Below are 21,869 nucleotides of genomic sequence, written 5' to 3' on the forward strand. Positions count from 1 at the left end.
ACCCAGGCGCCTGCTGCGGCCTGTGCTTTGCTGTTGAGGTCGATACATTCACGGCGCCGGGCGCGCCACGGGGAGCAGACATGCTGGAAAGGCTGTTTCAACTCAAGGCACACAACACCAACGTGCGGACCGAGATTCTGGCGGGCGTCACGACTTTTTTGGCCATGGCCTACATTCTGTTCGTCAACCCGAGCATCCTCGGCGAGACCGGCATGGACAAGGGTGCGGTGTTTGTCGCCACCTGTCTGGCAGCTGCCATCGGCTCGGCGACCATGGGCCTGATCGCCAACTACCCGATCGCCCTCGCGCCGGGCATGGGCCTGAACGCCTTCTTTACCTACACCGTGGTCCTGCACATGGGCCACACCTGGCAAGTGGCGTTGGGCGCGGTGTTCATCTCGGCGGTGATGTTTTTCCTGCTGTCGATCTTCCGCATCCGCGAATGGATCATCAACAGCATCCCGCTGGCGCTACGCTCGGCGATTGCCGCCGGTATCGGCCTGTTCCTGGCGCTGATTGCCCTGCACAACGCCGGCATCGTCGTCAGCAACCCGGCGACCATGGTCGGCCTCGGCGACCTGAAGCAACCGGCACCGATTCTCGCGACCCTCGGCTTTGCCCTGATCGTCGCCCTAGAGGCCCTGAAAGTCCGTGGCGCGGTGCTGATCGGTATTCTGTCGGTGACCATCGTCTCCATCCTGTTGGGCTTCACCCCGTTCGGTGGCGTGATGTCGATGCCGCCGTCGCTGGCACCGACCTTCCTGCAACTGGACATCAAAGGCGCACTGGACATCGGTCTGGTCAGCGTGATCTTCGCCTTCCTGTTCGTCGACCTGTTCGACAACTCCGGCACCCTGATCGGCGTCGCCAAGCGCGCCGGCCTGATGGGCAAGGACGGCCACATGCCGAAAATGGGCCGCGCCCTGATCGCCGACAGTACCGCGGCCATGGCTGGCTCCTTGCTGGGCACCTCCACCACCACCAGCTACATCGAATCCGCAGCCGGCGTGAGTGCCGGTGGCCGCACCGGCCTGACCGCCATCGTGGTTGCGATTCTGTTCCTGCTGGCGCTGTTCTTCTCACCATTGGCGGCCAGCGTTCCAGCCTTCGCCACCGCGCCTGCGTTGCTGTTCGTCGCCGTACTGATGACATCCGGCCTGGCGGAAATAGACTGGGACGACATCACCGTCGCCGCACCGGTCGTGGTCACCGCCCTGGCCATGCCATTCACATATTCCATCGCCAACGGCATCGCCTTCGGTTTCATCTCCTGGACGGCCATCAAGCTGTTGTCCGGTCGCGGCCGTGAATTGAATTCGGCGCTGGTGATTCTGTCGATTCTGTTCGTGATCAAGTTGGGTTGGTTCAACGCATGACTTTTGATTCCCAGGCTTACGCCGTCCAGCTCGAAGAAAAGGTCACACGCCTGCGTGACCTGCTGGCCCCGTTCGATGCACCCGAACCTGCGGTGTTCGATTCGCCGCTGAAGAACTTCCGCCTGCGTGCCGAATTCCGCCTGTGGCGTGAAGCCGGCGAGCGCCACTACGCGATGTTTTCCCAGGAAGACAAACGCACGCCGATCCTGATCGAAGAGTTCCCGATCGCCAGCCTGCGCATCAACCAGTTGATGCCGCAGCTCAAGGCGGCGTGGCAAGCGAGTGCGGCCCTGAGCCACAAGCTGTTTCAGGTGGAGTTCCTCACCACCCTGGCCGGCGATGCGATGATCACCCTGTGCTATCACCGCCCGCTGGACGAGCACTGGCACGCGGCCGCGTCGAAACTGGCCGCCGACCTGAACGTCAGCATCATTGGTCGCTCGAAGGGCAAACGCGAAGTGATCGGCCACGATTACGTGGTCGAAAAACTCGAAGTTGGCGGCCGTACCTTCAGCTATCGCCAGCCGGAAGGCGCGTTCACCCAACCCAACGGCACGGTGAACCAGAAGATGCTCAACTGGGCGTATGACGCCCTCGGCGATCGCCCCGACGATTTGCTGGAGTTGTATTGCGGCAACGGCAACTTCACCCTGCCGCTAGCGACCCGCGTGCGCAAAGTGCTTGCCACCGAAATCAGCAAGACGTCGGTCAACGCAGCGCTCAGCAACCTGAGTGAAAACGCGGTGGGTAATGTCACGCTGGTGCGTTTGTCTGCTGAAGAACTGACCGAAGCCCTGAACGAAGTTCGCCCGTTCCGTCGCCTGCACGGCATCGACCTCAAGAGCTACGAATTCGGTAGCGTGTTCGTCGACCCGCCCCGCGCCGGCATGGACCCGGACACTTGTGAACTGACCCGGCGCTTCGACAACATCCTCTACATTTCCTGCAACCCGGAAACCCTCGCGGCCAACATCGCCCAGTTGCACGACACTCACCGCATTACCCAATGCGCGATGTTCGACCAGTTTCCATGGACCCATCACATGGAATCCGGGGTGTTGTTGACCCGTCGTTGATCGCAGCCTCCACCAATCAGCCGTCCACAGGACGGCTTTTTTGTGGGTGATCAAAGCGCCACATCGGTCTTGCGCGGGCGCCCCCCCTTCTTGCCATTGGCCCGCGCAGCCTCGGCCTTGGCTGCGCTGCTCTGACGACCATTGCGCGATGCGATCACCGAGGCGGCCATATCCATCAGCGGTTTGCTCGCCGAGATCAAGCCGGCGATGGACACCTGCAGATCCTTGTCTTCGTGACAAAGTGCGGCTCCGGCGAAACCGACTTTCAGTCCGGCGAAATCCTCGGTCTCAAAACCATCGAATTCCGGATAGTTTTTCACCGGTAACAAAACACCGCTGCCATCCTCAAAGCCGACGGCGAGACATGGATCAAGAAAGATCACCGTCGTTGCATTCAATCCGGCACGACGGCGTGCCCCACCACGCTCGATCGCTTCGTCCAGAGCGCCTTCGGTCACGGGGTGATCGACCTGCATTTTTGCGCTTATCGTTTTCATAATTCGATCTCCACGCCTTCTGGTGCTCCCATCAGGCTCAGCAGGGTCTTGTTGCTCTCCGGCTCATAGCGAGCCGAACCAATCATGTAAGTCGTGCTGCCAATCCACTTCATCACGACCACTTCATTGCCCTGCCAATCCCATAACTGATTGTCGAGGCAGGCCGTCTGCAATTTGTTCCACCAGATGCCACGAGCTCGCCGTAAATGGGCAGGTTGCCTGAGCGCCTGACGCAATCCCTCCAGCACAGCCAGAGGAGGTCGATGCGAATGAGGGACGACATCCCAGAGCTCGACGCCGTTGTGCCAGAAGCTGAATCTGAAGCGTGCGCTCCATGTACCTGCATCGACGTGAACATGTGGCGGGCAATGCTCATCACGCAACATGACCACCAGTGAAAACCCTTTGTAGCGGCATACATTCATGCTAACCCATCAGTTAGGTTATAGAGTCTGAAGATTCACCATTCCTTGAAGAATCCGATAACTGGCGCTGATCGAGCGATCAACCGGCCACGTTTGAGCCTAGCGTTCCAGGTCGATAGGGTTCTGCCGATCAAGGCAGAAAAGAGTAAGCAATCCTTTCATTACCAACATTGGCCGGTGCTGAACCTGGCCCTGTATTTGTGCGCTCTTATTTGATAAATACAAACTCTGATACTTCATTTGATTCCCGGTGTAATCAATCATGCAGCGACATTTCGACGATCTTCAGTTGGGCAGCATCGAACTGTTTTGCCTGGCCGCCGAAGCCGGCAGCTTTACCGCCGCAGCCCTGGTGGCAGGCGTGACCCCGGCCGCCGTCAGCCGCTCGGTGTCGCGCATGGAAGAACGTTTGGGTGTGCGGCTGTTTGCGCGTACCACCCGCAACGTCAAGCTGACCGACAGTGGCCGGCGTTATTTCGAAGAGTGTCGCGAGGCTCTCGCACAACTGGTCGAGGCCCAGCGCGAGGTGATGGGGCAGCAGCAAGAACCTTCCGGCACTTTGCGCATCAGCATTCCCACGACCTATGCCCATCATCGAATCCTGCCCTTGCTGCCTGCGTTTCGGGCGCGCTTTCCCGCCGTGAAAGTCGAGGCGCATATCAGCAATCGCAACATCGATTTCGTCGGCGAAGGCTATGACATGGCAATCCGTGTGCGGGCCATTCCCGACTCAGGGCTGATTGCCCGACCGTTGGAGGACGCCGCGCTGGTGATGATTGCCAGCCCTGATTACCTGAAGCGCGCCGGCACCCCGCAGACCCTGGATGACTTGGCTCAGCACGAATGCATCCAGTACGAACTGCCCAGCAGTGGGCGGCGGATTGCCTGGCTGTTCAACGACAACGATGTGGCGCTGGAGATTCTTGCCGAGGGCAACTACTGCTGTTCCGATGACGTATTGGGTGGCGTGACGCTGGCAAAAAGCGGTGCCGGAATCTTTCAAACCTATCGCTTCATCGTCGAAAAGGAACTGGCGGACGGTTCGCTGGTGGAAGTGCTCAAGCCCTATGGCGGACGCTCCCGCCCTTTCACTCTGCTGTATCCGCAAAGCCGCCATGTGCCGTTGCGGCTAAGAGCGTTTATCGATTTTCTGGTTGAGCATCTGCCTCGCTGAAAAGATCGCACCTGTAGGAACTGCCGGAAGGCTGCGATCTTTTTGTATCTGTCCGATCACCGCACAAATAATCCAGACTCGACGCCCTCTTCAATTGACCTTATTAACCAGTTAGTACAATTTCTCCCCACAGGCTGAAACCCTCGGCCAATGCCAAAAATAATATGTGGAGAAATCCGATGTCCCCTATCGTTCTGGTGCTCAACGGTCCGAACCTGAACCTGCTGGGTACCCGTGAACCGGCGACTTATGGCCACGAAACCCTGGCGGACATTTCAGCGCTGTGCGGTCGTGCAGCCGAAGAGTTCGGCCTGGCAGTGGAATTTCGCCAGACCAACCATGAAGGCGAACTGCTCGACTGGATTCACGCCGCCCGTGGCCGTTGCGCCGGGATCGTCATCAATCCGGCCGCCTGGACTCACACCTCGGTCGCCATTCGCGATGCCTTGGTCGCCAGCGAACTGCCGGTGATCGAAGTACACCTGTCCAACGTCCATGCCCGCGAACCCTTCCGGCATCACTCCTTTGTTTCGTCCATCGCCACTGCGGTCATGTGCGGTTTTGGCAGCCACGGCTATCGTCTGGCACTAGCGCATTTCAGCCAACGTTTGAAAGGTTAAGCGTCATGACACAGAACACCGTGGTATTGGCCGGGCTGATCGGTGCCGGCATTCAGGCTTCCCGCACCCCCGCGCTGCACGAACATGAAGGCGATGCGCAGGGTTTGCGTTACCTGTATCGGTTGATCGATCTGGATCAATTGAAGCTCGACAGCAGTGCCCTGCCCGACCTGCTGATGGCCGCCGAACGGATGAATTTCACCGGGCTGAACATCACCTTCCCGTGCAAGCAGACGATCATCCCGTTGCTGGACGAATTGTCGCCGGAAGCCCGCGGTATTGGCGCGGTGAACACGGTGGTGCTGAAGGACGGTAAACGCATCGGCCACAACACCGACTGCCTGGGTTTTGCCGAAGGTTTTCGTCGCGGTTTGCAGGACGTTGCCCGTGAGCGTGTGGTGCAAATGGGCGCCGGTGGCGCAGGCGCGGCAGTGGCCCACGCGCTATTGAGCGAAGGCGTACAGCTGCTGAGCATTTTCGATGTGGATAACAGCCGTGCCCAGGCGTTGGCGAACAACCTCAATCAGCATTTTGGCTTCGGCCGGGCCGTTGCCGGCCATGACTTGGCGAGCACCATGGCCGAGGCCGACGGACTGGTGAATACCACGCCGATGGGCATGAAAAAACTGCCGGGCATGCCCGTGCCGGTGGAGCTGCTTCGGGCGCAATTGTGGGTCGCGGAGATCGTTTACTTCCCACTGGAAACTGAACTGCTGCGCAACGCTCGCGCGCTGGGTTGCCGCACCCTGGATGGCGGCACCATGGCGGTGTTTCAGGCAGTGAAGGCGTTTGAACTGTTCAGCGGGGTGGTACCGGATGCTCAGCGGATGCTGGCGCATTTTCAGAGCATGAATGGTTGAAAAGCTTCGCGGGCAAGCCTCGCTCCTACGGGATCACCGCTGGCCCTGTAGGAGCGAGGCTTGCCCGCGAAGACGTCAGGCCTGCAGATATCGCAAAACCGACTCGCAAATCATCTCCCGATGACGCTGCTTGATGCTTTCGTCCGGCAAGTCGATCTGAAAAATCTCACCGAAGGTATGGCGGTTCGACACGCGATAGAAGCAAAACGAACTGATCAGCAGATGCACATCCAATGGATCGAGGTCGGTGCGGAATACACCTTCTTCGCAGCCACGACGCAAAATCTCGCCCAGTGAATCGAGGATGGTGTTATTCATCGCCTTGATCGCATCGGAGCGCTTCACATACTCGGCGTTGTGAATGTTCTCGATGCAGACGATACGCACGAAATCGACGTTGCGATCATGGTGATCGAAGGTGAATTCCACCAACCGTCGAATCGCCTCCACAGGCGCCAGTTCGGCCAGGTGCAGACGGTTCTCGGTGCTGCGGATATCCCCGTAGAGTTTCTCCAGCACCTCGACGTAGAGCTGTTCCTTACTGCCGAAGTAGTAATAGATCATGCGTTTTGAGGTGTGGATGCGTTCGGCAATTGCATCGACGCGCGCACCGGAAAGCCCCTGCTGAACGAACTCGACAATGGCCTCTTGAAGAATGTTCTCGCGGGTCTTTTCCGGGTTGTTCTTGCGACTCTTGCGAGGCTCGGCAATTGGCTTTTCGGGCGCTACGGAGAGTTCTGTAATTATTGTCATTGCGGGCTCACGGCCATCACTGCACAAGCTGGCGATTATGGGCTGCCGCGCACAGTGAAGGAAGCCGCGAGGCAGCAGTTATGTACCCGTGTTTACGATTTTCCTACAACTTTGCCTGACGTACGCCACCACTTCGCGATTTAGCCATCGCCGCCAGTCGCACCGCGACGTTGGCCGCGCCGTAACCCGCGTAGTCGTTTTTGCGCTGGATGATTTCAAAGAAGAACCGCCCTTCGAACGGCTCGGTGTACACATGAAACAGCTCGCCACCCTGGGCGTCGCGGTCATAGAGCACGTTGAAATACGCCAACTCGCTGAGGAATTCATCGTCGAAATCGAAGCGCGCGGCGAGGTCATCGTAGTAGTTGAGCGGGATATCCAGCAGCGGCACGCCTGCCTCCTTGGCGCGGCTGACTTCGGCAAAGATGTCGTCGCAATCGAAAGCGATGTGATGCACGCCGGAACCGCGATAACTCGACAGTGCGTGTGAGATGGCGGTGTTGCGGTTCTCGGAAATGTTCAGCGGCAAGCGGATCGAGCTGCAACGGCTGCGCAATGCGCGACTCTTCACCAAACCATACGGGTCGGGCAGCACCACTTCATCGTCGGCTTCGAAATCCAGCAGGCTTTTATAGAACAGCACCCAACTGTCGAGGCTGTCGGCCGGTAGCGCCATCGCCATGTGGTCGATGCGCTTGAGACCACCGCTCGCCACGGCCGTCGGTTGCAGATTGAAGTCGATGCCATAGACGTCGGCGTTCTGGTCCACCAGGTAAATCAGACTGCCGTCCGGCGCACGCACCGCTGCCAGTTCCAGCTCATTGGGGCCAACGAGTCCGCGATAGGGCTGGCCCTTGTATGCAACGGCACGGGCCAGCGCATTGGCGCTGTCCTTGACTCGCACGGCGGTGGCGCACAGCGATGGGCCATGTGCCTCGAAAAAACTGTGGGCGAAGGAGTAAGGCTCGGAGTTGAGGATCAGGTTGATATCGCCCTGACGCAACAGGCTGACACTTTTGGAGCGGTGTTGCCCGGCCTTGACGAAACCCAGCCGTTCGAGCCAATGGGAGAGCTTGGCGCCGAGGCTTTCGTCCACGGCGAATTCAAGGAACTCGATGCCGTTGTATTCGCTGGCGCCTGGGGTATCGAACAGAATGTCGCGATTGGCCACAGGCGTGGTTTCCTGCTCCAGACGTTGGCGGGTTTTCTCTTCCAGATACAGCAGCGAACGCAAACCGTCGGCGGCATTGGCCCGAGGTGGCGCGGCGCGGAAGCCGTCGTTGAAGATCTCCAGCGACAGCGGCCCGGTGTAGCCGCTCTTGATGATTGGCGCGAGGAAGCCCGGCAGATCGAATTCGCCCTGGCCCGGGAAGCAACGGAAATGTCGACTCCACTCCAGCACATCCATGGCCAGGATCGGCGCGTCGGCCATTTGCACGAAGAAAATCTTGTCACCGGGGATCTCGGCGATGGCGCTCGGGTCGCCCTTGAGTGACAGCGTATGAAAACTGTCCAGCAACACGCCGAGGCTCGGATGATCAGCCTGGCGAACGATGTTCCACACCTGTTGCCAGGTGTTCACATGCCGGCCCCAGGCCAGCGCTTCGTAACCGATCCGCAGGCCACGAATACCGGCCCGTTCGGCGAGCTGGTGCAAATCATCAATCAGGATCTGCTCATCACCGATGGAATCGGCCGAGGCGTTGCTGCACACCAGCACTAGGTCGGTGCCCAGTTCCTGCATCAAATCGAACTTGCGCTCGGCCCGCTCCAGATTGCGCGGCAGGCGATCGCGGCGGCAACCTTCAAAATCCCGGAAGGGTTGAAACAGCGTGATGGCGATCCCGAGATCGGCGCACATCTGTCTGATTTCCCGCGGACTGCCGTCGTAGTAGAGAAGGTCATTCTCGAAAATCTCCACCCCGTCAAAACCGGCGGCGGCAATGGCTTCGAGTTTTTCCGGCAGGGTGCCGCTCAAGGAAACGGTGGCAATGGAACGCTGCATGTGTCGACTCCCGGTGGTGGGGACATTCTTGTTGGGCAAATTATTGGCTTGACGAATCCACACAGCAATTCAAAGTGTACTATCCGGTTAGTTTTGCGGGCGATTATCGAACACAATGGCGGTTAGTGAATTGACGATTTTTCGTCCACTGCGCAACATCGACACCACATTGAGTCCGGTCACGCCCCATGGACTCGGTTACCAAAGACCCTGAACACCACATAAAAATTTCAAAAAACGGGTACACGCTCATGCACTCATTCAACGCCTTGTTTGCTTGCTCCACCGCCCTCCCGCCGTACTTGGCATCCATCCGAACCTTGTGCCCTCTCGGCCGAACCGTGCCGCTCGCTGAATAACACGTTGTCGTCAGTCCGACGAAAACACCTCAGCCGATCAATCACACCCGCGCCTGGTGCCGTCGATTGATCACGCGCCCTTGAAGTCCCGACAAGCCTCGCTTGTCAGTCATTGAACGGATGGCACATACATGTTTCCTTCTCAAAGCTCTCGCGTGGCTTCGGCCCAAAGCGTCGCCACTGGCGGCATCGGCGACAAAATCCGCGGCGCCATGGCCGTCGGCAAAACCCGTTGGGGAATGCTGGCGCTGGTATTTTTCGCCACCACCCTGAACTACATCGACCGCGCCGCCCTGGGCGTGATGCAACCGATCCTGGCCAAGGAAATGAGCTGGACGGCGATGGACTACGCCAACATCAACTTCTGGTTTCAAGTCGGCTACGCCATCGGCTTCGTGCTGCAGGGCCGGTTGATCGACCGGGTCGGCGTTAAACGCGTGTTCTTCTGCGCGGTGCTGCTTTGGAGCCTGGCCACCGGCGCCCATGGCCTGGCCACTTCGGCGGTGGGCTTCATGGTCTGCCGGTTCATTCTCGGCCTGACCGAAGCGGCGAATTATCCGGCCTGCGTGAAAACCACCCGGTTGTGGTTCCCCGCCGGCGAGCGCGCCGTGGCCACCGGCATCTTCAATGCCGGGACCAACGTCGGCGCGATGTTCACGCCAATGCTGCTGCCGCTGATCCTCCACGCCTGGGGCTGGCAAGCTGCGTTCCTGTGCATGGCGGCACTGGGCGGCATCTGGTTGCTGTTCTGGGGCCTGAAGTACTTCAACCCGGAAGACCATCCGAGCGTCAAACAATCGGAACTGGACTACATCCAGAAGGAAGTCGAGCCGGAACAGTCCCGCGTACCGTTCTCACGAATCCTGCGTATGCGTGGCACCTGGGCCTTCGCCCTGGCCTACTCGATGACCGCGCCTGTGTTCTGGTTCTACCTGTACTGGCTACCGCCGTTCCTCAATCAGCAATACAACCTGGGAATCAACGTGACCCAGATGGGTATCCCGCTGATCATCATCTACCTCACGGCTGACTTCGGCAGTGTCGGCGGCGGCATCCTGTCCTCGTTCCTGATCGGCCGCGGGATCAACCCGATCAAGGCGCGACTGATGTCCATGTTCCTGTTTGCCTGCTGCATCATCGGTGTGGTCATGGCCGCCGGCTCGAGCAGCCTGTGGCTCGCGGTGTTCGCCATCTCCCTGGCCATCGGTGCGCACCAGGCCTGGACCGCGAACATCTGGAGCCTGGTGATGGACTACACGCCCAAGCACATGATGAGCACGGTGTTCGGCTTCGGCGGGATGTGCGCGGCAATCGGCGGGATGTTCATGACCCAGTTGGTCGGCCACATCCTGACGGTCACCAACAACAACTACACCGTGCTGTTCACCATGATTCCGGCGATGTACTTCATCGCGCTGACCTGGATGTACTTCATGGCGCCGCGCAAGATTCCTACCGTCACCGAGTAAAAACCCTTCCTCGGGCAGGCCTGATTACAGGCCTGCCCTCTCCTATTGCCTACGCTGTTGCCACGCTGCCGCCAACCCGCTGCAACAAATCACCGCGATCCCGATCACCGTGGTCAGGGTCGGTGTGTGGGCAAACAGCAACCAGCCCAGCAAACCCGCAAAGACAATCTGGCAATAACCGAACGGCGCCAACAGCGCGGGCGCGGCGTGACGGAAGGCCTGAGTCAGAAACAGATGCGCCGTCATCCCGCACGCCCCCAGCGCCACCATCAAAAACCCATGACCCAGGCTTGGGACTTGCCAGAAGAACGGCACCAGCGCGCTCATCACTAACGTATTGCAGAGCCCTGCAAAAAAATTGCTGGTGGTCGGACTGTCGATTTCACTGAGCTTTCGGGTGAGCAATTGATAGAAACAGAAAAACAGGGCCGAGCAGAACGGTAGCAATACCGCAGGCGTGAAGAGTTCGCCGCCGGGATGGACAATGATCAACACCCCGATGAACCCGCAAATCACCGCCAGCCATTGGCCGCGCGTCACCCGTTCACCGAGCAGTGGCACCGACAGCGCCGTCACCAATACCGGTGCGAGAAAATTGACCGCAGTGGCTTCCGCCAACGGGATGAACAGCAAACCAGTCGTGAACAGCAAACTGGTCCCCAGTAGGCACAAAGCCCGCAACAACTGCAGCAATGGCCGTTTGGTACGTAGGACACGCAGCCCGGACTGCGGCAGAAAAATCCCCGCCATCAGCAAGGTGTGAACCACATAGCGGGCCCAGACCACCATGATGACGGGATAGAACCCCGAGAGATATTTCGACAAAGCGTCATGGCTGGAAAACAGGAAGGTGGCGACGACGATCAGCAGAATCCCTTTGAAGGGCTGATTGACACCGGAAAGCGGGGTGCTGACGGTCATGGGTTATCCCTGGGTCTGGAGATCAAAAGCTTCGCGGGCAAGCCTCGCGCCTACGGAGTCTCTCTTGCCCTTGCGGGAGATGAATTCCAATAATTTAGAACTTGATTCCAGATTCTTACATGAGAAAAGGCAAATAGTGTTCGAACAGCGCACAAAATCCAATGTAGAGCGAGGCTTGCCCGCGAAGACGGTGTGTCATGCAACATTGATGTCGACAGACACACCGTCTTCGCGGGCAAGCCTCGCTCCTACAACAACTCTGAAGCCAGGCTCGCCGCTGACAACTCCTCGGCAAACTTCAGTAATAGCGGCGCCAGTTCATGCAAACGCGCCCCCGGCATCCGCGCACTTGGCCCGGCGATGCTGAGTACCCCGATCACCCGACCATCACCCGGATGCCGCACCACCGCTGCAATTGCCGACGTGCCGACCGCCGAACTCTCCTCGACCCAGGCATAGCCCTGCTCTCTGGCCAGACGCAGGCGTTCGAGCAATTCGATGTTGGAGCGCGGTGCATTCGGCCCGAGGTCCTTGGGCCGGTCACTGCCCTGGCGTTCCACCAGCGACAAGGCCTCGGCATCGCTCATGCTCGCCAGCCACGCATGCCCCGACGCGGTGTAAAACAACGGTGCATCGCGGCCCATGTCCGGGTCGTAGCGCAAGCCGGATCGGGCGCCCTGGGACTTGGCAATCCAGACCTGCCGCACCCCTTCAATCACTCCAAGGCGCACCAACTCACCGGTTTCCTGGGCCAGGCGATCAAGCACCGGTTGAACGATATCCGCGCCGCTACTCGACAGGTAACGGAAACCCAGGGCCACCAGTTTGGTCGACAAGTGATAGCGCAGGTTCTCCGGATTCTGTCGCACATAGCCCAGCCGAATCAGCTCGGCGAGCAAGCGATGGGTCGCGCTTTTGGGGATATCCAGTTGCTCTGCCAGCGTCTGCATCGGCAGGCCACGAGGGTCACTGGTGAGGCTTTCCAGCACGCTGAAAACTCGTTCGATCTGACTGCCGGCCATGGGAGGTTCCACATGAAATTTTGCCGATTCTAGAAGACAACCCACCGAATGCGAAATCTGGAACCCGGTATCCGATAACCGCCCCGGCACGTCGCAACGACTGTGCATTTCACGAACCCTTACACATTTCATCCACGTCTCTTTGCCAGTGCGGTTATTCATAGACGCGGCGATACACGCCCAATCAATCTATGAGAGACCGCAAACATGTTATGGAACAGAGCAAGACGCAGCGACAACGTAAATGACACTCGGGAGGGCAAGGATGCCCGCAAAACGACAGGGAAAATAATTGGCGCCACAATGGCCGTCGCCACCCTGGCAGGCGCAGGAATTTATTCAACGGTGAGTACGATGCCGGATGACGTTCCAGTCAGCATCCCGGCCCCGTCAGACACACCGCCTCAACACTCCACCGCCATGGTTTCTGAAGATCCTCAACTCGTGTTTGTTCAGTCCGTGCTGGGCGATACCGAAGACACCTGGAAACAACTTTTTGCGCAAACCGGCCGGCATTACCCGGAACCCACACTGACCCTGTTCAGTGAAAGAGTGGCCTCGGCGTGTGGCTTCGCAAACTCAGCCAGCGGCCCGTTTTATTGCCCGGCCAATCGCCAGGTGTATCTGGATCTCGCGTTCTTTCGCGTCATGGCCCAGCAGTTTTCGGTGATCGGCGACTTCGCACAGTCCTACATCATCGCTCACGAAATCGGACACCACGTGCAACTGGAACTGGGACTCTCCGACCCTTTCGAGAGAGCACTGTCAGACCGTCAACCTGTCACCGGCGATGGTGGACTGGAGGTTCGCGCCGAACTGCAAGCCGATTGCCTTGCCGGTGTGTGGGCGCACCATGCGCAAAAACGCCTGCTGTGGCTTGAGGCCGGTGATATCGATGCGGCACTGCACGCCGCCACGGTCTTCGGCGATGACCAACTGCAACACGCCCAGAACAACGTGATACGGCCAGAGACGTTCAGTCACGGCACCTCCGCACAACGGGTGACCTGGTTCTCGGCCGGCTTCGCCGAAGGCCGGATCGGCGCCTGCGATACCTTCGCGGCCACGCAACTGTAGTTCACGCCTGGCAACGTAAGTCGCTAATCTCCCCAGCGGTATAGAACCGGCGCCACTCAAGGCTGTCTGACGACCGGACTGGCGCCGCTCTCACTCACCAGCAACACTCATCACCATGTTCAACGAGGATTCCCCCATGCTTTGGAAAAAAGGCCGACGCAGCGACAACGTGGTTGATGCCCGTGGCGATGATGTCGGTGGGGGGGGCGGTGGGATGCGCTTCGGTGGAGGCAAGGGCCTGAGCCTGACGGCGATCCTGTTGATCGTCGGGATCGGCTGGATCACCGGCCAGGACCCGATGCAGATCCTCGGTCAACTGACCGGGCAGATGACCGAGCAATCGGCTCCGGCCACCACCCAGACCCGCAAGGCGCCACCGGCCAATGATGAAGGGGCCGAATTCGTGCGCTCGATCCTCGGCGATACCGAGGACACCTGGCGCCAGATTTTCCAGCAGGCCGATCGGCAATATAAAGACCCGACCCTGGTGCTGTTCAGCAACCGCGTCAACTCGGCCTGCGGCCTGGCGACGTCAGCAACCGGGCCCTTTTATTGCCCGGCCGACCAGAAGGTCTACCTGGACATGAGTTTCTTTCAGGAGATGTCCCAGCGCTTTTCCGCCGCGGGCGACTTCGCCCAGGCCTATGTCATCGCTCACGAAGTCGGACACCACGTGCAGACCTTGCTCGGCGTTTCCGCGAAGATCCAGGCCGCTCGCCAACAGGGCCGGCAGATGGAAGGCGACAATGGTTTGCTGGTGCGCCAGGAACTGCAGGCCGACTGCCTGGCTGGCGTCTGGGCCAACAATGCGCAAAAACGTCTGAATTGGCTGGAACCCGGTGACATCGAAGAAGCCTTGAACGCCGCCAACGCCATCGGCGACGACCGCTTGCAACAGCAAGGTCAGGGCCGCGTGGTGCCGGATTCCTTCACCCACGGCACTTCGGCCCAGCGAGTACGCTGGTTCAAGGCCGGATTCGCACAAGGCCAAGTTGGTCAGTGCGACACCTTTTCAGCGAAGAATCTGTGATGCGTAAGTGGCTGCTGGTTCTGTTAATCACCTGCGCAAGCACCCAGGCTGCCGAGCAGGGCGTCAAGGCGATCAGTTCCGGGCGTTTGCTGTTGAGCGCCGGGGAAATTGCGGTAAGCATTGGCCCGACGCCGACAAAAATAGAACGCGTGTTGATCATCGTCCATGGTCGATTACGCAATGCAGAAACCTACCGCCAAAGCGCCGAGCGCGCTGCCGAGCAAGCCGGGCAAAGCGCGAACACCTTGGTGCTCGCCCCGCAGTTTCTCAACGAAACCGACGTCGCGAGCCAACCGGTGCCTGACAGTGTTTTACGCTGGCAAGGCAATGACTGGATGGCCGGCGGTTTATCCACCGCGCCGTTTACCCTGAGTTCCTATGCGGCGCTCGACGAAATCATCGCTCGCCTGGGTGATCGGCGACAGTTTCCGGACGTGAAGCAAATCGTCATCGCCGGTCACTCCGGCGGCGCTCAGGTGGTTCAGCGTTATGCCTTGCTGGGTCACCCTCAGCCAGCCCTCGATACCGAGGGTGTGAAAGTGCGCTATGTGATCGCCAACCCTTCGTCGTATGCCTACTTCAATGAGCAACGGCCGGTGGCGTTCAGTCACGCGAAATGTCCGAATTTCAATCGCTGGAAATACGGGCTGGCGGATCTGCCCGCCTATGCCGATGGGCAGACACCTGCGCAACTCGAAGAAAACTACGTCAAACGTGACATCGTTTATTTACTCGGGCAGCAGGACATCGACCCGAATCATCCTGCGCTGGATAAAAGTTGCGAGGCCAAAGCCCAGGGTGCTTCTCGATTGATTCGTGGGCGCAATTATTTCAATTATCTGAAGCGGCGCCACCCTCAAGGATTGAGTCAGCAACTGATCGAAGTGCCTGGGGTCGGGCACGATGGGGACGGGATGTTTACCTCGCCTGAGGGGCAGAAGGTGTTGTTCGGGCAGTGAGTTTTTGTGGTGCCTGATCTGACGCCTTCGCGGGCAAGCCTCGCTCCTACAGAATGGCGGTGTGAGCAAGGAACGTCACATCACCTGTAGGAGCGAGGCTTGCCCGCGAAGAGGCCCTCAAGCCGAAAGCATCTGCCGCAACGCCACGCAATCGGCAGCATGCCAATCAGTCAATTCCGGCCACGGATTATCCGGCAGATTCACCAGCACCGTCCGCGTCCCCGCCGCCCGGCCGCAATCCAGATCAAAGCGGTAATCACCGACCATCACCATTTCGCTCGCCGGCACTTTCCAGGCTTCGGCCAGTTTCAGCAATCCACCTGGATGCGGCTTGGGCGGTGCTTCATCGCGGCCCAGTACATCTTCCACCGCAAAGCAGTCAGCCAGGCCAATGGCCTCCAGCGTGACATGGGCCAACTCGCGAGCATTGCGCGTGAGAATGCCCAGGCGACAACCGCGCCCGGCCAACTCACGCACCAGTTCCACCGCGCCCGGCGCAGGCTTCGAACCCAACGCCAGATCCCGCTCGTGCTCCAGCAGCCACGCGTGTTTGGCCGCGGCTTCATCGGCCGGCAGTGCCGCGAGGTGGGTGAGGATGTCGTCTTCGGCAGGAATCGCCAACGCTATGCGAATCGCCGCGAAGTCATGCACCGCCACCGTCAGGGTGCCGTCCATGTCGAACACCCAATGCCGCACCTCGGCCAGGCTCATGCCCAATCCTTACGATGGCGAATCAGGCCTTCCTGAGTGACCGAGGCCACCAGTTGCCCGGCACGGTTGAACACGCTGCCACGGGAGAATCCGCGCGAATTGCCGGCCCACGGGCTGTCCATGGCGTACAGCAACCAGTCATCGGCGCGCAGGTCGGCATGGAACCACAAGGCGTGATCAAGGCTGGCTACCTGCATGTCTTTCTGCCAGACCGATTTGCCATGGGGCAACATCGAGGTGGTCAGCAGACCGAAGTCCGACGCGTAGGCCAGCAGGTATTTGTGCAGCGCCGGGGTGTCAGCCAACGCACCGTCGGCGCGGAACCAGACGTATTTGATGGGATCGGCAGGCTGCGGGTTGTAGGGGTCTTTTTCGGTCACCGGCCGGACTTCGATCGGTTTCGGGCACAGCAGTTTTTCGCGCATGTGTTCAGGGATCAGGTGCGCGCGCTGCTGGGTGAGCTCCAGCTCCGACGGCAGGTTTTCCGGGCCGACTACTTGCGGCATCTCGGTCTGGTGCTGGAAGCCTTCTTCGTCGTACTGGAACGAGGCACTGCAGGTGAAAATCGGATTGCCCTTCTGGATCGCCGTCACCCGGCGCGTACTGAAACTGCCGCCATCGCGCACCCGATCGACCTGATACACCACCGGCAATTTGGCATCGCCCGGGCGCAGGAAATAACCGTGCATCGAATGCACATGGCGCGCCGGCTCGACTGTCTGACTGGCCGCCGACAGGGACTGGCCGAGTACCTGGCCACCGAACAACTGACGAAACCCCAGGTCCTGGCTGCGGCCACGGAACAGGTTTTCTTCAATCGGTTCCAGGGTCAGCAGGTCTACCAGATCTTCCAACACTTGGCTCATTCAGACTCTCCTCACACAACGCAATGCCGCGCAGTCTTGGCTGCGGCGGTCGATTCAGTTTATGGCCCGGTTCAACATGAGGGCCATTGTAAACGTCCGCGCCTGCTTATCCATGCAAGGTTTGCAGCCATTGCTCACGGGTGATGCGGTACAACACGTGCGGACGCAGCGGATGATCGGCTGCAAGCCGCGGGTGCTCGAAGTCATCGGCGGGGGCATGGTGCATGCCGATTGCTTGCATGACTTTCTCGGATGGCAGATTGGTCTTGGTGGTGAATGCCACGACCTCTTGCAGCGTTAACCGATCAAACCCGCAGCGCAGAGCGGTCCACGCCGCTTCACCGGCATAACCCAGCCCCCAGTGCTCACGCGCCAGGCGCCAACCGATTTCGATGGCCGGCGTGAATGGCGCATCGAAGCCGACCACGCCGAGGCCGGTAAAACCAATAAAGGCGCCGGTGTCTTTACGTTCCAACGCCCAGAGGCCGAAACCATGCTCGGCAAAATGCCCGCGAATCCGCCCGATCAACGAGGCACTTTCCAGTCGACTCAAGGGTGCCGGAAAATAACGCATCACCTGTGGATCAGCGCACATCGCCGCAAACGCCGGCAAATCCTCATCACGCCACTGCCGTAACAACAGTCGTGCGCTTTCGAGTTCCAGTATCGGCTCCATCGTGCCTCTCCCCTCCCCTCGGTTTCCATGCCGCAAGTCTACATCGCTGGTAGGATCGTTCACTCATTCCTACATGCCTTCCTGTATAAATCAGCCATGCCCCTGCCATTGATCTACCACGAAGACTACAGTCCCGAGTTTCCGGCGGATCACCGCTTCCCCATGGACAAGTTTCGCCTGCTGCGCGATCACTTGGTGGACAGTGGCCTGGCCCGCGACACCGACCTGCTACGCCCGGACCTCTGCCCGCCCGAGATTCTCGCCCTCGCCCATGACCCTGCGTATATCGAACGCTACATGGGCGGCGAATTGTCCCGCGAAGACCAGCGACGCCTCGGCTTGCCCTGGAGCGAAGCGCTGGCCCGGCGCACGGTGCGGGCGGTCGGCGGTTCGCTGCTGGCGGCCGAACAGGCACTGGAACATGGTTTGGCTTGTCATCTGGCTGGCGGCACCCACCACGCGCATTACGATCATCCCGCCGGGTTCTGCATCTTCAATGACCTGGCGGTGATCAGCCATTACCTGCTGGAAAGTGGCCGAGTGAATCGGGTGCTGATCTTCGACTGCGATGTGCATCAGGGTGACGGGACTGCACGAATCCTGCACAACACCCCTGAGGCGATAACCGTTTCCCTGCACTGCGAAAAGAATTTTCCTGCACGCAAAGCCGAAAGTGATTGGGACATTCCGTTGCCGATGGGCATGGGCGATGCCGATTACCTGAAGGTAGTGGACGACGCACTCAACTATTTGCTGCCGCTCTACCAACCGGACCTGGTGCTGTACGACGCCGGCGTCGATGTGCATAAGGACGACGCCCTGGGTTATCTGAAGCTGACAGACGAAGGCGTCGCCGCTCGCGATGAAAGCGTGATGCGTCATTGCCTTGGCCGGGATATTCCGGTGGTCGGCGTGATCGGCGGCGGTTACAGCAAAGACCGCAAGGCCCTGGCGCGCCGCCATGGAATCCTCCACCACAGCGCCCAACGGGTCTGGCAGTCATCAGGTTGTCACTGAGTTATGGATCTTTACCCACAATGCCTGTGGAACCGCCTGTGGATAACCTGAGTGAAAGGGCCTACAGGCCATGCGGGGTGTAGGCTTCAGAACGGTGGTTGTTTTTTAACCACCTTTGAAAACACCAATGCCCCCTGTGGGAGCGAGCCTGCTCGCGATGAGTCCTTCACAGTCGATAACGATGTCGACTGATCCACCGCTATCGCGAGCAGGCTCGCTCCCACAAGGGACAGGGCTGCTAGAATGCCCGCCCTATCCCGCCATACCGCAGCTCTCGCCATGACCCAGCCCTCCACTTCCCTCCCCCCTCACGTCGCCATCATCGGCGGCGGCCCCGCCGGTTTGATGGCGGCTGAAGTACTGAGCCAGGCCGGGATCAAAGTCGATCTGTACGACGGCATGCCTTCAGTGGGGCGAAAATTCCTCCTCGCCGGGGTCGGCGGCATGAACATCACCCATTCCGAGGCCTACCCGGCATTTCTCTCACGCTATGCCGAACGGGCACCGCAGATTGCGCCGCTGTTACGGTCCTTCGGCGCCGACGCCTTGTGCCAATGGATTCATGACCTGGGCATCGAAACCTTTGTCGGCAGTTCCGGCCGGGTGTTTCCTACCGACATGAAAGCCGCGCCCCTGTTGCGTGCCTGGCTCAAACGCCTGCGCGATGCCAGCGTAGTTATCCACACCCGCCATCGCTGGCTCGGTTGGGATGACAACGGTGACTTGCGCATCGACAGCCCCGAAGGCGAAAAAACTGTTCAAGCCGACGCGACCCTGTTGGCCCTCGGTGGCGGCAGTTGGTCGCGTCTCGGTTCGGACGGTGCCTGGATGCTGCCGCTGGAACAGCGCAGTGTAGGACTGGCGCCGCTGCAACCGAGCAATTGCGGCTTCGAGGTGCAGGCCTGGAGCGAATTGATGGTCAGCAAATTCGCAGGCGCGCCACTGAAAAACATCGCGATTGGCCTCAATGACGACGTGCCACGACTCGGAGAATGTGTGATCACTGCCACGGGGATTGAAGGCAGTTTGATCTACGCCCTGTCGGCACCGATCCGCGAAGCAATCAATCAACACGGCTCGGCAACCATTCACCTCGACCTGTTGCCGGGCAAGCCTGTGGATAAAATCCAGGCTGCGCTAAGCAAACCTCGCGGCTCCCGTTCCATGGCCAAACACCTGCACAGCCAGCTAGGGCTTGATGGCGTGAAAGCGGCGTTGTTGCGAGAGCTGACACCGGCCGACTGTTTTACCGATCCGGCGCTGCTGGCCAAAGCGATCAAGGCATTGCCGCTGACGCTGGTGAAAACCCGGCCATTGGACGAGGCCATAAGCAGCGCAGGGGGCGTGATGTTCGAGTCGATGGATGAACGTTTGATGCTCAAGCAACTACCTGGCGTGTTCTGCGCGGGGGAAATGCTCGATTGGGAAGCGCCGACCGGCGGCTATCTGCTGACCGCGTGTTTCGCCAGTGGGCGAGCGGCGGGGATGGGGATGGTGGAGTGGTTGAAACACCGACACTGATCGTTCCCACGCTCTGCGTGGGAATGCAGCCCGGGACGCTCCGCGTCCCTACCCAAGCGGACGCAGAGCGTCCATTGAGGCGTTCCCACGCAGAGCGTGGGTACGATCCTCGGAGGATCAAGGCTTACGCTTACGCGGCCCGGTATTAAACACCGGCACTTTTCGCACAGGCTTGATCGAAGGCTCCGGCGCCGAGGCATCACCGCTCTCGACCCATTTACCCAGGTTGCGCTTGCCGCCACTGGAGGTCTTGGGCTTCTTCGGTTTTTTCGGCTTCTTGATCACCTGACCGCTGGCATCGGTATCCGGCACGCGGTGCTCAGGCTCGAAATCCTGCTCCATCTGACGAGTCAACGTCTGACGGGTCAACGTCTCGATGGCCGACAGCAAATTCACCTCATCAGCACACACCAGCGAAATAGCCTGCCCGGTTGCGCCCGCACGGCCGGTACGACCGATGCGGTGGATGTAGTCCTCGGCCACGATCGGCAAATCGAAATTGACCACCAATGGCAAATCTTCGATATCCAGACCACGCGCTGCCACATCGGTGGCTACAAGGATCTGCACTTCGCTGGCCTTGAAACGATCCAGTGCCCGCTGACGGGTCGCCTGAGGTTTGTCGCCGTGAATGCCGTCGGCATTGATGCCCAGGCCCTGGAGTTTTTCCACCAACGCGTCTACGCCGTTACGAGTCTTGGCGAACACCAGCACCTGCTTCCACTTGCCCTTACGCATCAAGTGAACGAACAACTCCGGCTTGCGCTTCTTGTCCACCGTCACCACCCATTGCTTGACGGTGTTGGCGGCCACGTTGCGCGGGCTGACTTCGATACTCAGCGGATCGTTGAGCATTTGCCCGGCCAGGGTGCGGATGGCGTCGGAGAAGGTTGCGGAGAACAACAGCGTCTGACGTTTCTTCGGCAGCGCTTTGTAGATATTCCCCAGCTCTTCGGAAAAGCCCAGATCGAGCATGCGATCGGCTTCGTCCAGCACCAGGGTTTGCAACTGATTGAACTTGAGCGCGTTCTGACGGAACAGGTCGAGCAAGCGGCCAGGGGTCGCCACCAACAGGTCGACGCCTTTGCGCAGCTTCATCATTTGCGGGTTGATGCTCACGCCGCCGTACACCGCATACGTGCTCAACGGCAGGTTCTCGGCGTACTGACGCACGGCTTCGTGAACCTGTTCGGCCAGCTCGCGGGTTGGCACCAGGATCAGTGCGCGCACGGAGTTGGCGCTGACTTTCGGCCCTTCCATGGCCAGCAATTGCAGCAGCGGCAGGGCGAAACCGGCAGTTTTGCCGGTGCCGGTCTGGGCGGCGGCCATCAGGTCGCGACCGGCCAGCACCGCCGGAATGGCTTGCGCCTGGACCGGCGTAGGTGTCTGGTAGCCCAGCGTCTCGAGGGCGCGCAGCAAGGGTTCGATCAGGCCAAGGGTGGCGAAAGTCATGGG

General features: G+C 59.7%; 21 protein-coding genes. 11 read left to right on the top strand and 10 right to left on the bottom strand.

The genetic code is table 11. From position 1 onward, the window contains the following. Positions 1–80 precede the first annotated feature (80 nt). On the top strand, positions 81–1,376 hold the full coding sequence (locus PMI18_RS26720) for an NCS2 family permease (RefSeq protein ID WP_007895297.1): 1,296 nt from the start codon (positions 81–83) through the stop codon (positions 1,374–1,376). Then, the gene (gene trmA, locus PMI18_RS26715; protein WP_007895298.1) at positions 1,373–2,452 is read left to right on the top strand and encodes a tRNA (uridine(54)-C5)-methyltransferase TrmA; all 1,080 of its coding nucleotides are present in this window, start codon (positions 1,373–1,375) and stop codon (positions 2,450–2,452) included. Before PMI18_RS26720 ends, trmA begins: the two co-directional genes overlap by 4 nt. A 50-nt stretch (positions 2,453–2,502) precedes the next feature. Here trmA and PMI18_RS26710 read toward each other — a convergent pair whose 3' ends face one another. Together PMI18_RS26710 and PMI18_RS26705 are read right to left on the bottom strand one after the other, a co-directional pair. After that, positions 2,503–2,949, bottom strand: coding sequence for a DUF2442 domain-containing protein (locus tag PMI18_RS26710; protein WP_007895299.1), 447 nt, complete (start codon positions 2,947–2,949; stop codon positions 2,503–2,505). Continuing rightward, entirely contained in the window at positions 2,946–3,374 is a 429-nt protein-coding gene (locus PMI18_RS26705; RefSeq protein ID WP_007895300.1) for a hypothetical protein, read from the bottom strand. Before PMI18_RS26705 ends, PMI18_RS26710 begins: the two co-directional genes overlap by 4 nt. Before the next feature lie 262 nt (positions 3,375–3,636). Between PMI18_RS26705 and PMI18_RS26700 the strand changes: the two genes are divergently transcribed. From PMI18_RS26700 to PMI18_RS26690, 3 genes are all read left to right on the top strand, one after another. Next, a complete protein-coding gene (locus PMI18_RS26700) occupies positions 3,637–4,548 on the top strand; it encodes a LysR family transcriptional regulator (RefSeq protein WP_007895301.1) in 912 nt (303 codons plus the stop codon). Between the two features lie 179 nt (positions 4,549–4,727). After that, a complete protein-coding gene (gene aroQ, locus PMI18_RS26695; protein ID WP_007895306.1) occupies positions 4,728–5,168 on the top strand; it encodes a type II 3-dehydroquinate dehydratase in 441 nt (146 codons plus the stop codon). Between the two features lie 5 nt (positions 5,169–5,173). After that, positions 5,174–6,028 carry a shikimate dehydrogenase gene (locus PMI18_RS26690; protein WP_007895308.1) on the top strand — a complete coding sequence of 285 codons (855 nt, stop codon included), beginning with the start codon at positions 5,174–5,176 and terminating at the stop codon, positions 6,026–6,028. A gap of 75 nt (positions 6,029–6,103) precedes the next feature. Here the strand turns inward: PMI18_RS26690 and PMI18_RS26685 are convergent, their stop codons facing one another. Together PMI18_RS26685 and quiC are read right to left on the bottom strand one after the other, a co-directional pair. Further along, positions 6,104–6,781: a TetR family transcriptional regulator gene (locus PMI18_RS26685; protein WP_007895309.1), complete on the bottom strand. Its 678-nt coding sequence runs from the start codon at positions 6,779–6,781 to the stop codon at positions 6,104–6,106. A 103-nt stretch (positions 6,782–6,884) separates the two neighbouring features. Continuing rightward, positions 6,885–8,786: a 3-dehydroshikimate dehydratase QuiC gene (gene quiC, locus PMI18_RS26680; protein ID WP_007895311.1), complete on the bottom strand. Its 1,902-nt coding sequence runs from the start codon at positions 8,784–8,786 to the stop codon at positions 6,885–6,887. Positions 8,787–9,276: 490 nt separating this feature from the next. Here quiC and PMI18_RS26675 point away from each other — a divergent pair, with 490 nt between their 5' ends. Continuing rightward, positions 9,277–10,614: an MFS transporter gene (locus tag PMI18_RS26675; protein ID WP_007895313.1), complete on the top strand. Its 1,338-nt coding sequence runs from the start codon at positions 9,277–9,279 to the stop codon at positions 10,612–10,614. 42 nt (positions 10,615–10,656) lie between these two features. On the opposite strand, the gene PMI18_RS26670 is transcribed toward PMI18_RS26675, so the two are convergent. Together PMI18_RS26670 and PMI18_RS26665 are read right to left on the bottom strand one after the other, a co-directional pair. Continuing rightward, a complete protein-coding gene (locus PMI18_RS26670; RefSeq protein ID WP_007895314.1) occupies positions 10,657–11,535 on the bottom strand; it encodes a DMT family transporter in 879 nt (292 codons plus the stop codon). Between the two features lie 248 nt (positions 11,536–11,783). Next, on the bottom strand, positions 11,784–12,557 hold the full coding sequence (locus PMI18_RS26665) for an IclR family transcriptional regulator (RefSeq protein WP_007895315.1): 774 nt from the start codon (positions 12,555–12,557) through the stop codon (positions 11,784–11,786). A 207-nt stretch (positions 12,558–12,764) separates the two neighbouring features. On the opposite strand from PMI18_RS26665, the gene ypfJ (PMI18_RS26660) reads away from it, so the two are divergent. From ypfJ (PMI18_RS26660) to PMI18_RS26650, 3 genes are all read left to right on the top strand, one after another. Further along, positions 12,765–13,634 carry a KPN_02809 family neutral zinc metallopeptidase gene (gene ypfJ, locus PMI18_RS26660; RefSeq protein WP_007895316.1) on the top strand — a complete coding sequence of 290 codons (870 nt, stop codon included), beginning with the start codon at positions 12,765–12,767 and terminating at the stop codon, positions 13,632–13,634. Between the two features lie 136 nt (positions 13,635–13,770). Next, entirely contained in the window at positions 13,771–14,664 is an 894-nt protein-coding gene (gene ypfJ / locus PMI18_RS26655; RefSeq protein WP_007895335.1) for a KPN_02809 family neutral zinc metallopeptidase, read from the top strand. Then, entirely contained in the window at positions 14,664–15,623 is a 960-nt protein-coding gene (locus PMI18_RS26650) for an alpha/beta fold hydrolase (RefSeq protein WP_007895342.1), read from the top strand. The genes ypfJ (PMI18_RS26655) and PMI18_RS26650 overlap by 1 nt, the downstream gene beginning before the upstream one ends. A gap of 117 nt (positions 15,624–15,740) precedes the next feature. Here the strand turns inward: PMI18_RS26650 and PMI18_RS26645 are convergent, their stop codons facing one another. From PMI18_RS26645 to PMI18_RS26635, 3 genes are all read right to left on the bottom strand, one after another. Further along, positions 15,741–16,334 (bottom strand): HAD family hydrolase, encoded by a 594-nt coding sequence (locus PMI18_RS26645; protein WP_007895343.1) that lies wholly within the window; start codon positions 16,332–16,334, stop codon positions 15,741–15,743. After that, entirely contained in the window at positions 16,331–17,200 is an 870-nt protein-coding gene (gene tesB, locus PMI18_RS26640) for an acyl-CoA thioesterase II (protein ID WP_007895344.1), read from the bottom strand. The genes PMI18_RS26645 and tesB overlap by 4 nt, the downstream gene beginning before the upstream one ends. Before the next feature lie 106 nt (positions 17,201–17,306). Beyond that, entirely contained in the window at positions 17,307–17,876 is a 570-nt protein-coding gene (locus tag PMI18_RS26635; protein ID WP_007895345.1) for a GNAT family N-acetyltransferase, read from the bottom strand. Between the two features lie 96 nt (positions 17,877–17,972). Here PMI18_RS26635 and PMI18_RS26630 point away from each other — a divergent pair, with 96 nt between their 5' ends. Together PMI18_RS26630 and PMI18_RS26625 are read left to right on the top strand one after the other, a co-directional pair. Then, positions 17,973–18,893: a histone deacetylase family protein gene (locus PMI18_RS26630; protein ID WP_007895347.1), complete on the top strand. Its 921-nt coding sequence runs from the start codon at positions 17,973–17,975 to the stop codon at positions 18,891–18,893. A 279-nt stretch (positions 18,894–19,172) separates the two neighbouring features. Then, a complete protein-coding gene (locus PMI18_RS26625; protein ID WP_177319008.1) occupies positions 19,173–20,414 on the top strand; it encodes a TIGR03862 family flavoprotein in 1,242 nt (413 codons plus the stop codon). Between the two features lie 117 nt (positions 20,415–20,531). Here the strand turns inward: PMI18_RS26625 and PMI18_RS26620 are convergent, their stop codons facing one another. Continuing rightward, positions 20,532–21,866: a DEAD/DEAH box helicase gene (locus PMI18_RS26620; RefSeq protein ID WP_007895361.1), complete on the bottom strand. Its 1,335-nt coding sequence runs from the start codon at positions 21,864–21,866 to the stop codon at positions 20,532–20,534. Between the last annotated feature and the right edge of the window lie 3 nt (positions 21,867–21,869).

The sequence above is a fragment of the Pseudomonas sp. GM102 genome, assembly GCF_000282555.1.
Taxonomy (GTDB): Bacteria; Pseudomonadota; Gammaproteobacteria; order Pseudomonadales; family Pseudomonadaceae; genus Aquipseudomonas.

Coding starts and splice junctions, on each gene's coding strand:
- ypfJ (WP_007895335.1), top strand. CDS start 13,771: ATGCTTTGGAAAAAAGGCCGACGCAGCGACAACGTGGTTGATGCCCGT.
- PMI18_RS26720 (WP_007895297.1), top strand. CDS start 81: ATGCTGGAAAGGCTGTTTCAACTCAAGGCACACAACACCAACGTGCGG.
- PMI18_RS26690 (WP_007895308.1), top strand. CDS start 5,174: ATGACACAGAACACCGTGGTATTGGCCGGGCTGATCGGTGCCGGCATT.
- PMI18_RS26620 (WP_007895361.1), bottom strand. CDS start 21,866: ATGACTTTCGCCACCCTTGGCCTGATCGAACCCTTGCTGCGCGCCCTC.
- PMI18_RS26700 (WP_007895301.1), top strand. CDS start 3,637: ATGCAGCGACATTTCGACGATCTTCAGTTGGGCAGCATCGAACTGTTT.
- aroQ (WP_007895306.1), top strand. CDS start 4,728: ATGTCCCCTATCGTTCTGGTGCTCAACGGTCCGAACCTGAACCTGCTG.
- PMI18_RS26665 (WP_007895315.1), bottom strand. CDS start 12,557: ATGGCCGGCAGTCAGATCGAACGAGTTTTCAGCGTGCTGGAAAGCCTC.
- tesB (WP_007895344.1), bottom strand. CDS start 17,200: ATGAGCCAAGTGTTGGAAGATCTGGTAGACCTGCTGACCCTGGAACCG.
- PMI18_RS26650 (WP_007895342.1), top strand. CDS start 14,664: ATGCGTAAGTGGCTGCTGGTTCTGTTAATCACCTGCGCAAGCACCCAG.
- ypfJ (WP_007895316.1), top strand. CDS start 12,765: ATGTTATGGAACAGAGCAAGACGCAGCGACAACGTAAATGACACTCGG.
- PMI18_RS26705 (WP_007895300.1), bottom strand. CDS start 3,374: ATGAATGTATGCCGCTACAAAGGGTTTTCACTGGTGGTCATGTTGCGT.
- PMI18_RS26670 (WP_007895314.1), bottom strand. CDS start 11,535: ATGACCGTCAGCACCCCGCTTTCCGGTGTCAATCAGCCCTTCAAAGGG.
- PMI18_RS26635 (WP_007895345.1), bottom strand. CDS start 17,876: ATGGAGCCGATACTGGAACTCGAAAGCGCACGACTGTTGTTACGGCAG.
- PMI18_RS26685 (WP_007895309.1), bottom strand. CDS start 6,781: ATGACAATAATTACAGAACTCTCCGTAGCGCCCGAAAAGCCAATTGCC.
- trmA (WP_007895298.1), top strand. CDS start 1,373: ATGACTTTTGATTCCCAGGCTTACGCCGTCCAGCTCGAAGAAAAGGTC.
- PMI18_RS26645 (WP_007895343.1), bottom strand. CDS start 16,334: ATGAGCCTGGCCGAGGTGCGGCATTGGGTGTTCGACATGGACGGCACC.
- PMI18_RS26630 (WP_007895347.1), top strand. CDS start 17,973: ATGCCCCTGCCATTGATCTACCACGAAGACTACAGTCCCGAGTTTCCG.
- PMI18_RS26710 (WP_007895299.1), bottom strand. CDS start 2,949: ATGAAAACGATAAGCGCAAAAATGCAGGTCGATCACCCCGTGACCGAA.
- quiC (WP_007895311.1), bottom strand. CDS start 8,786: ATGCAGCGTTCCATTGCCACCGTTTCCTTGAGCGGCACCCTGCCGGAA.
- PMI18_RS26625 (WP_177319008.1), top strand. CDS start 19,173: ATGACCCAGCCCTCCACTTCCCTCCCCCCTCACGTCGCCATCATCGGC.
- PMI18_RS26675 (WP_007895313.1), top strand. CDS start 9,277: ATGTTTCCTTCTCAAAGCTCTCGCGTGGCTTCGGCCCAAAGCGTCGCC.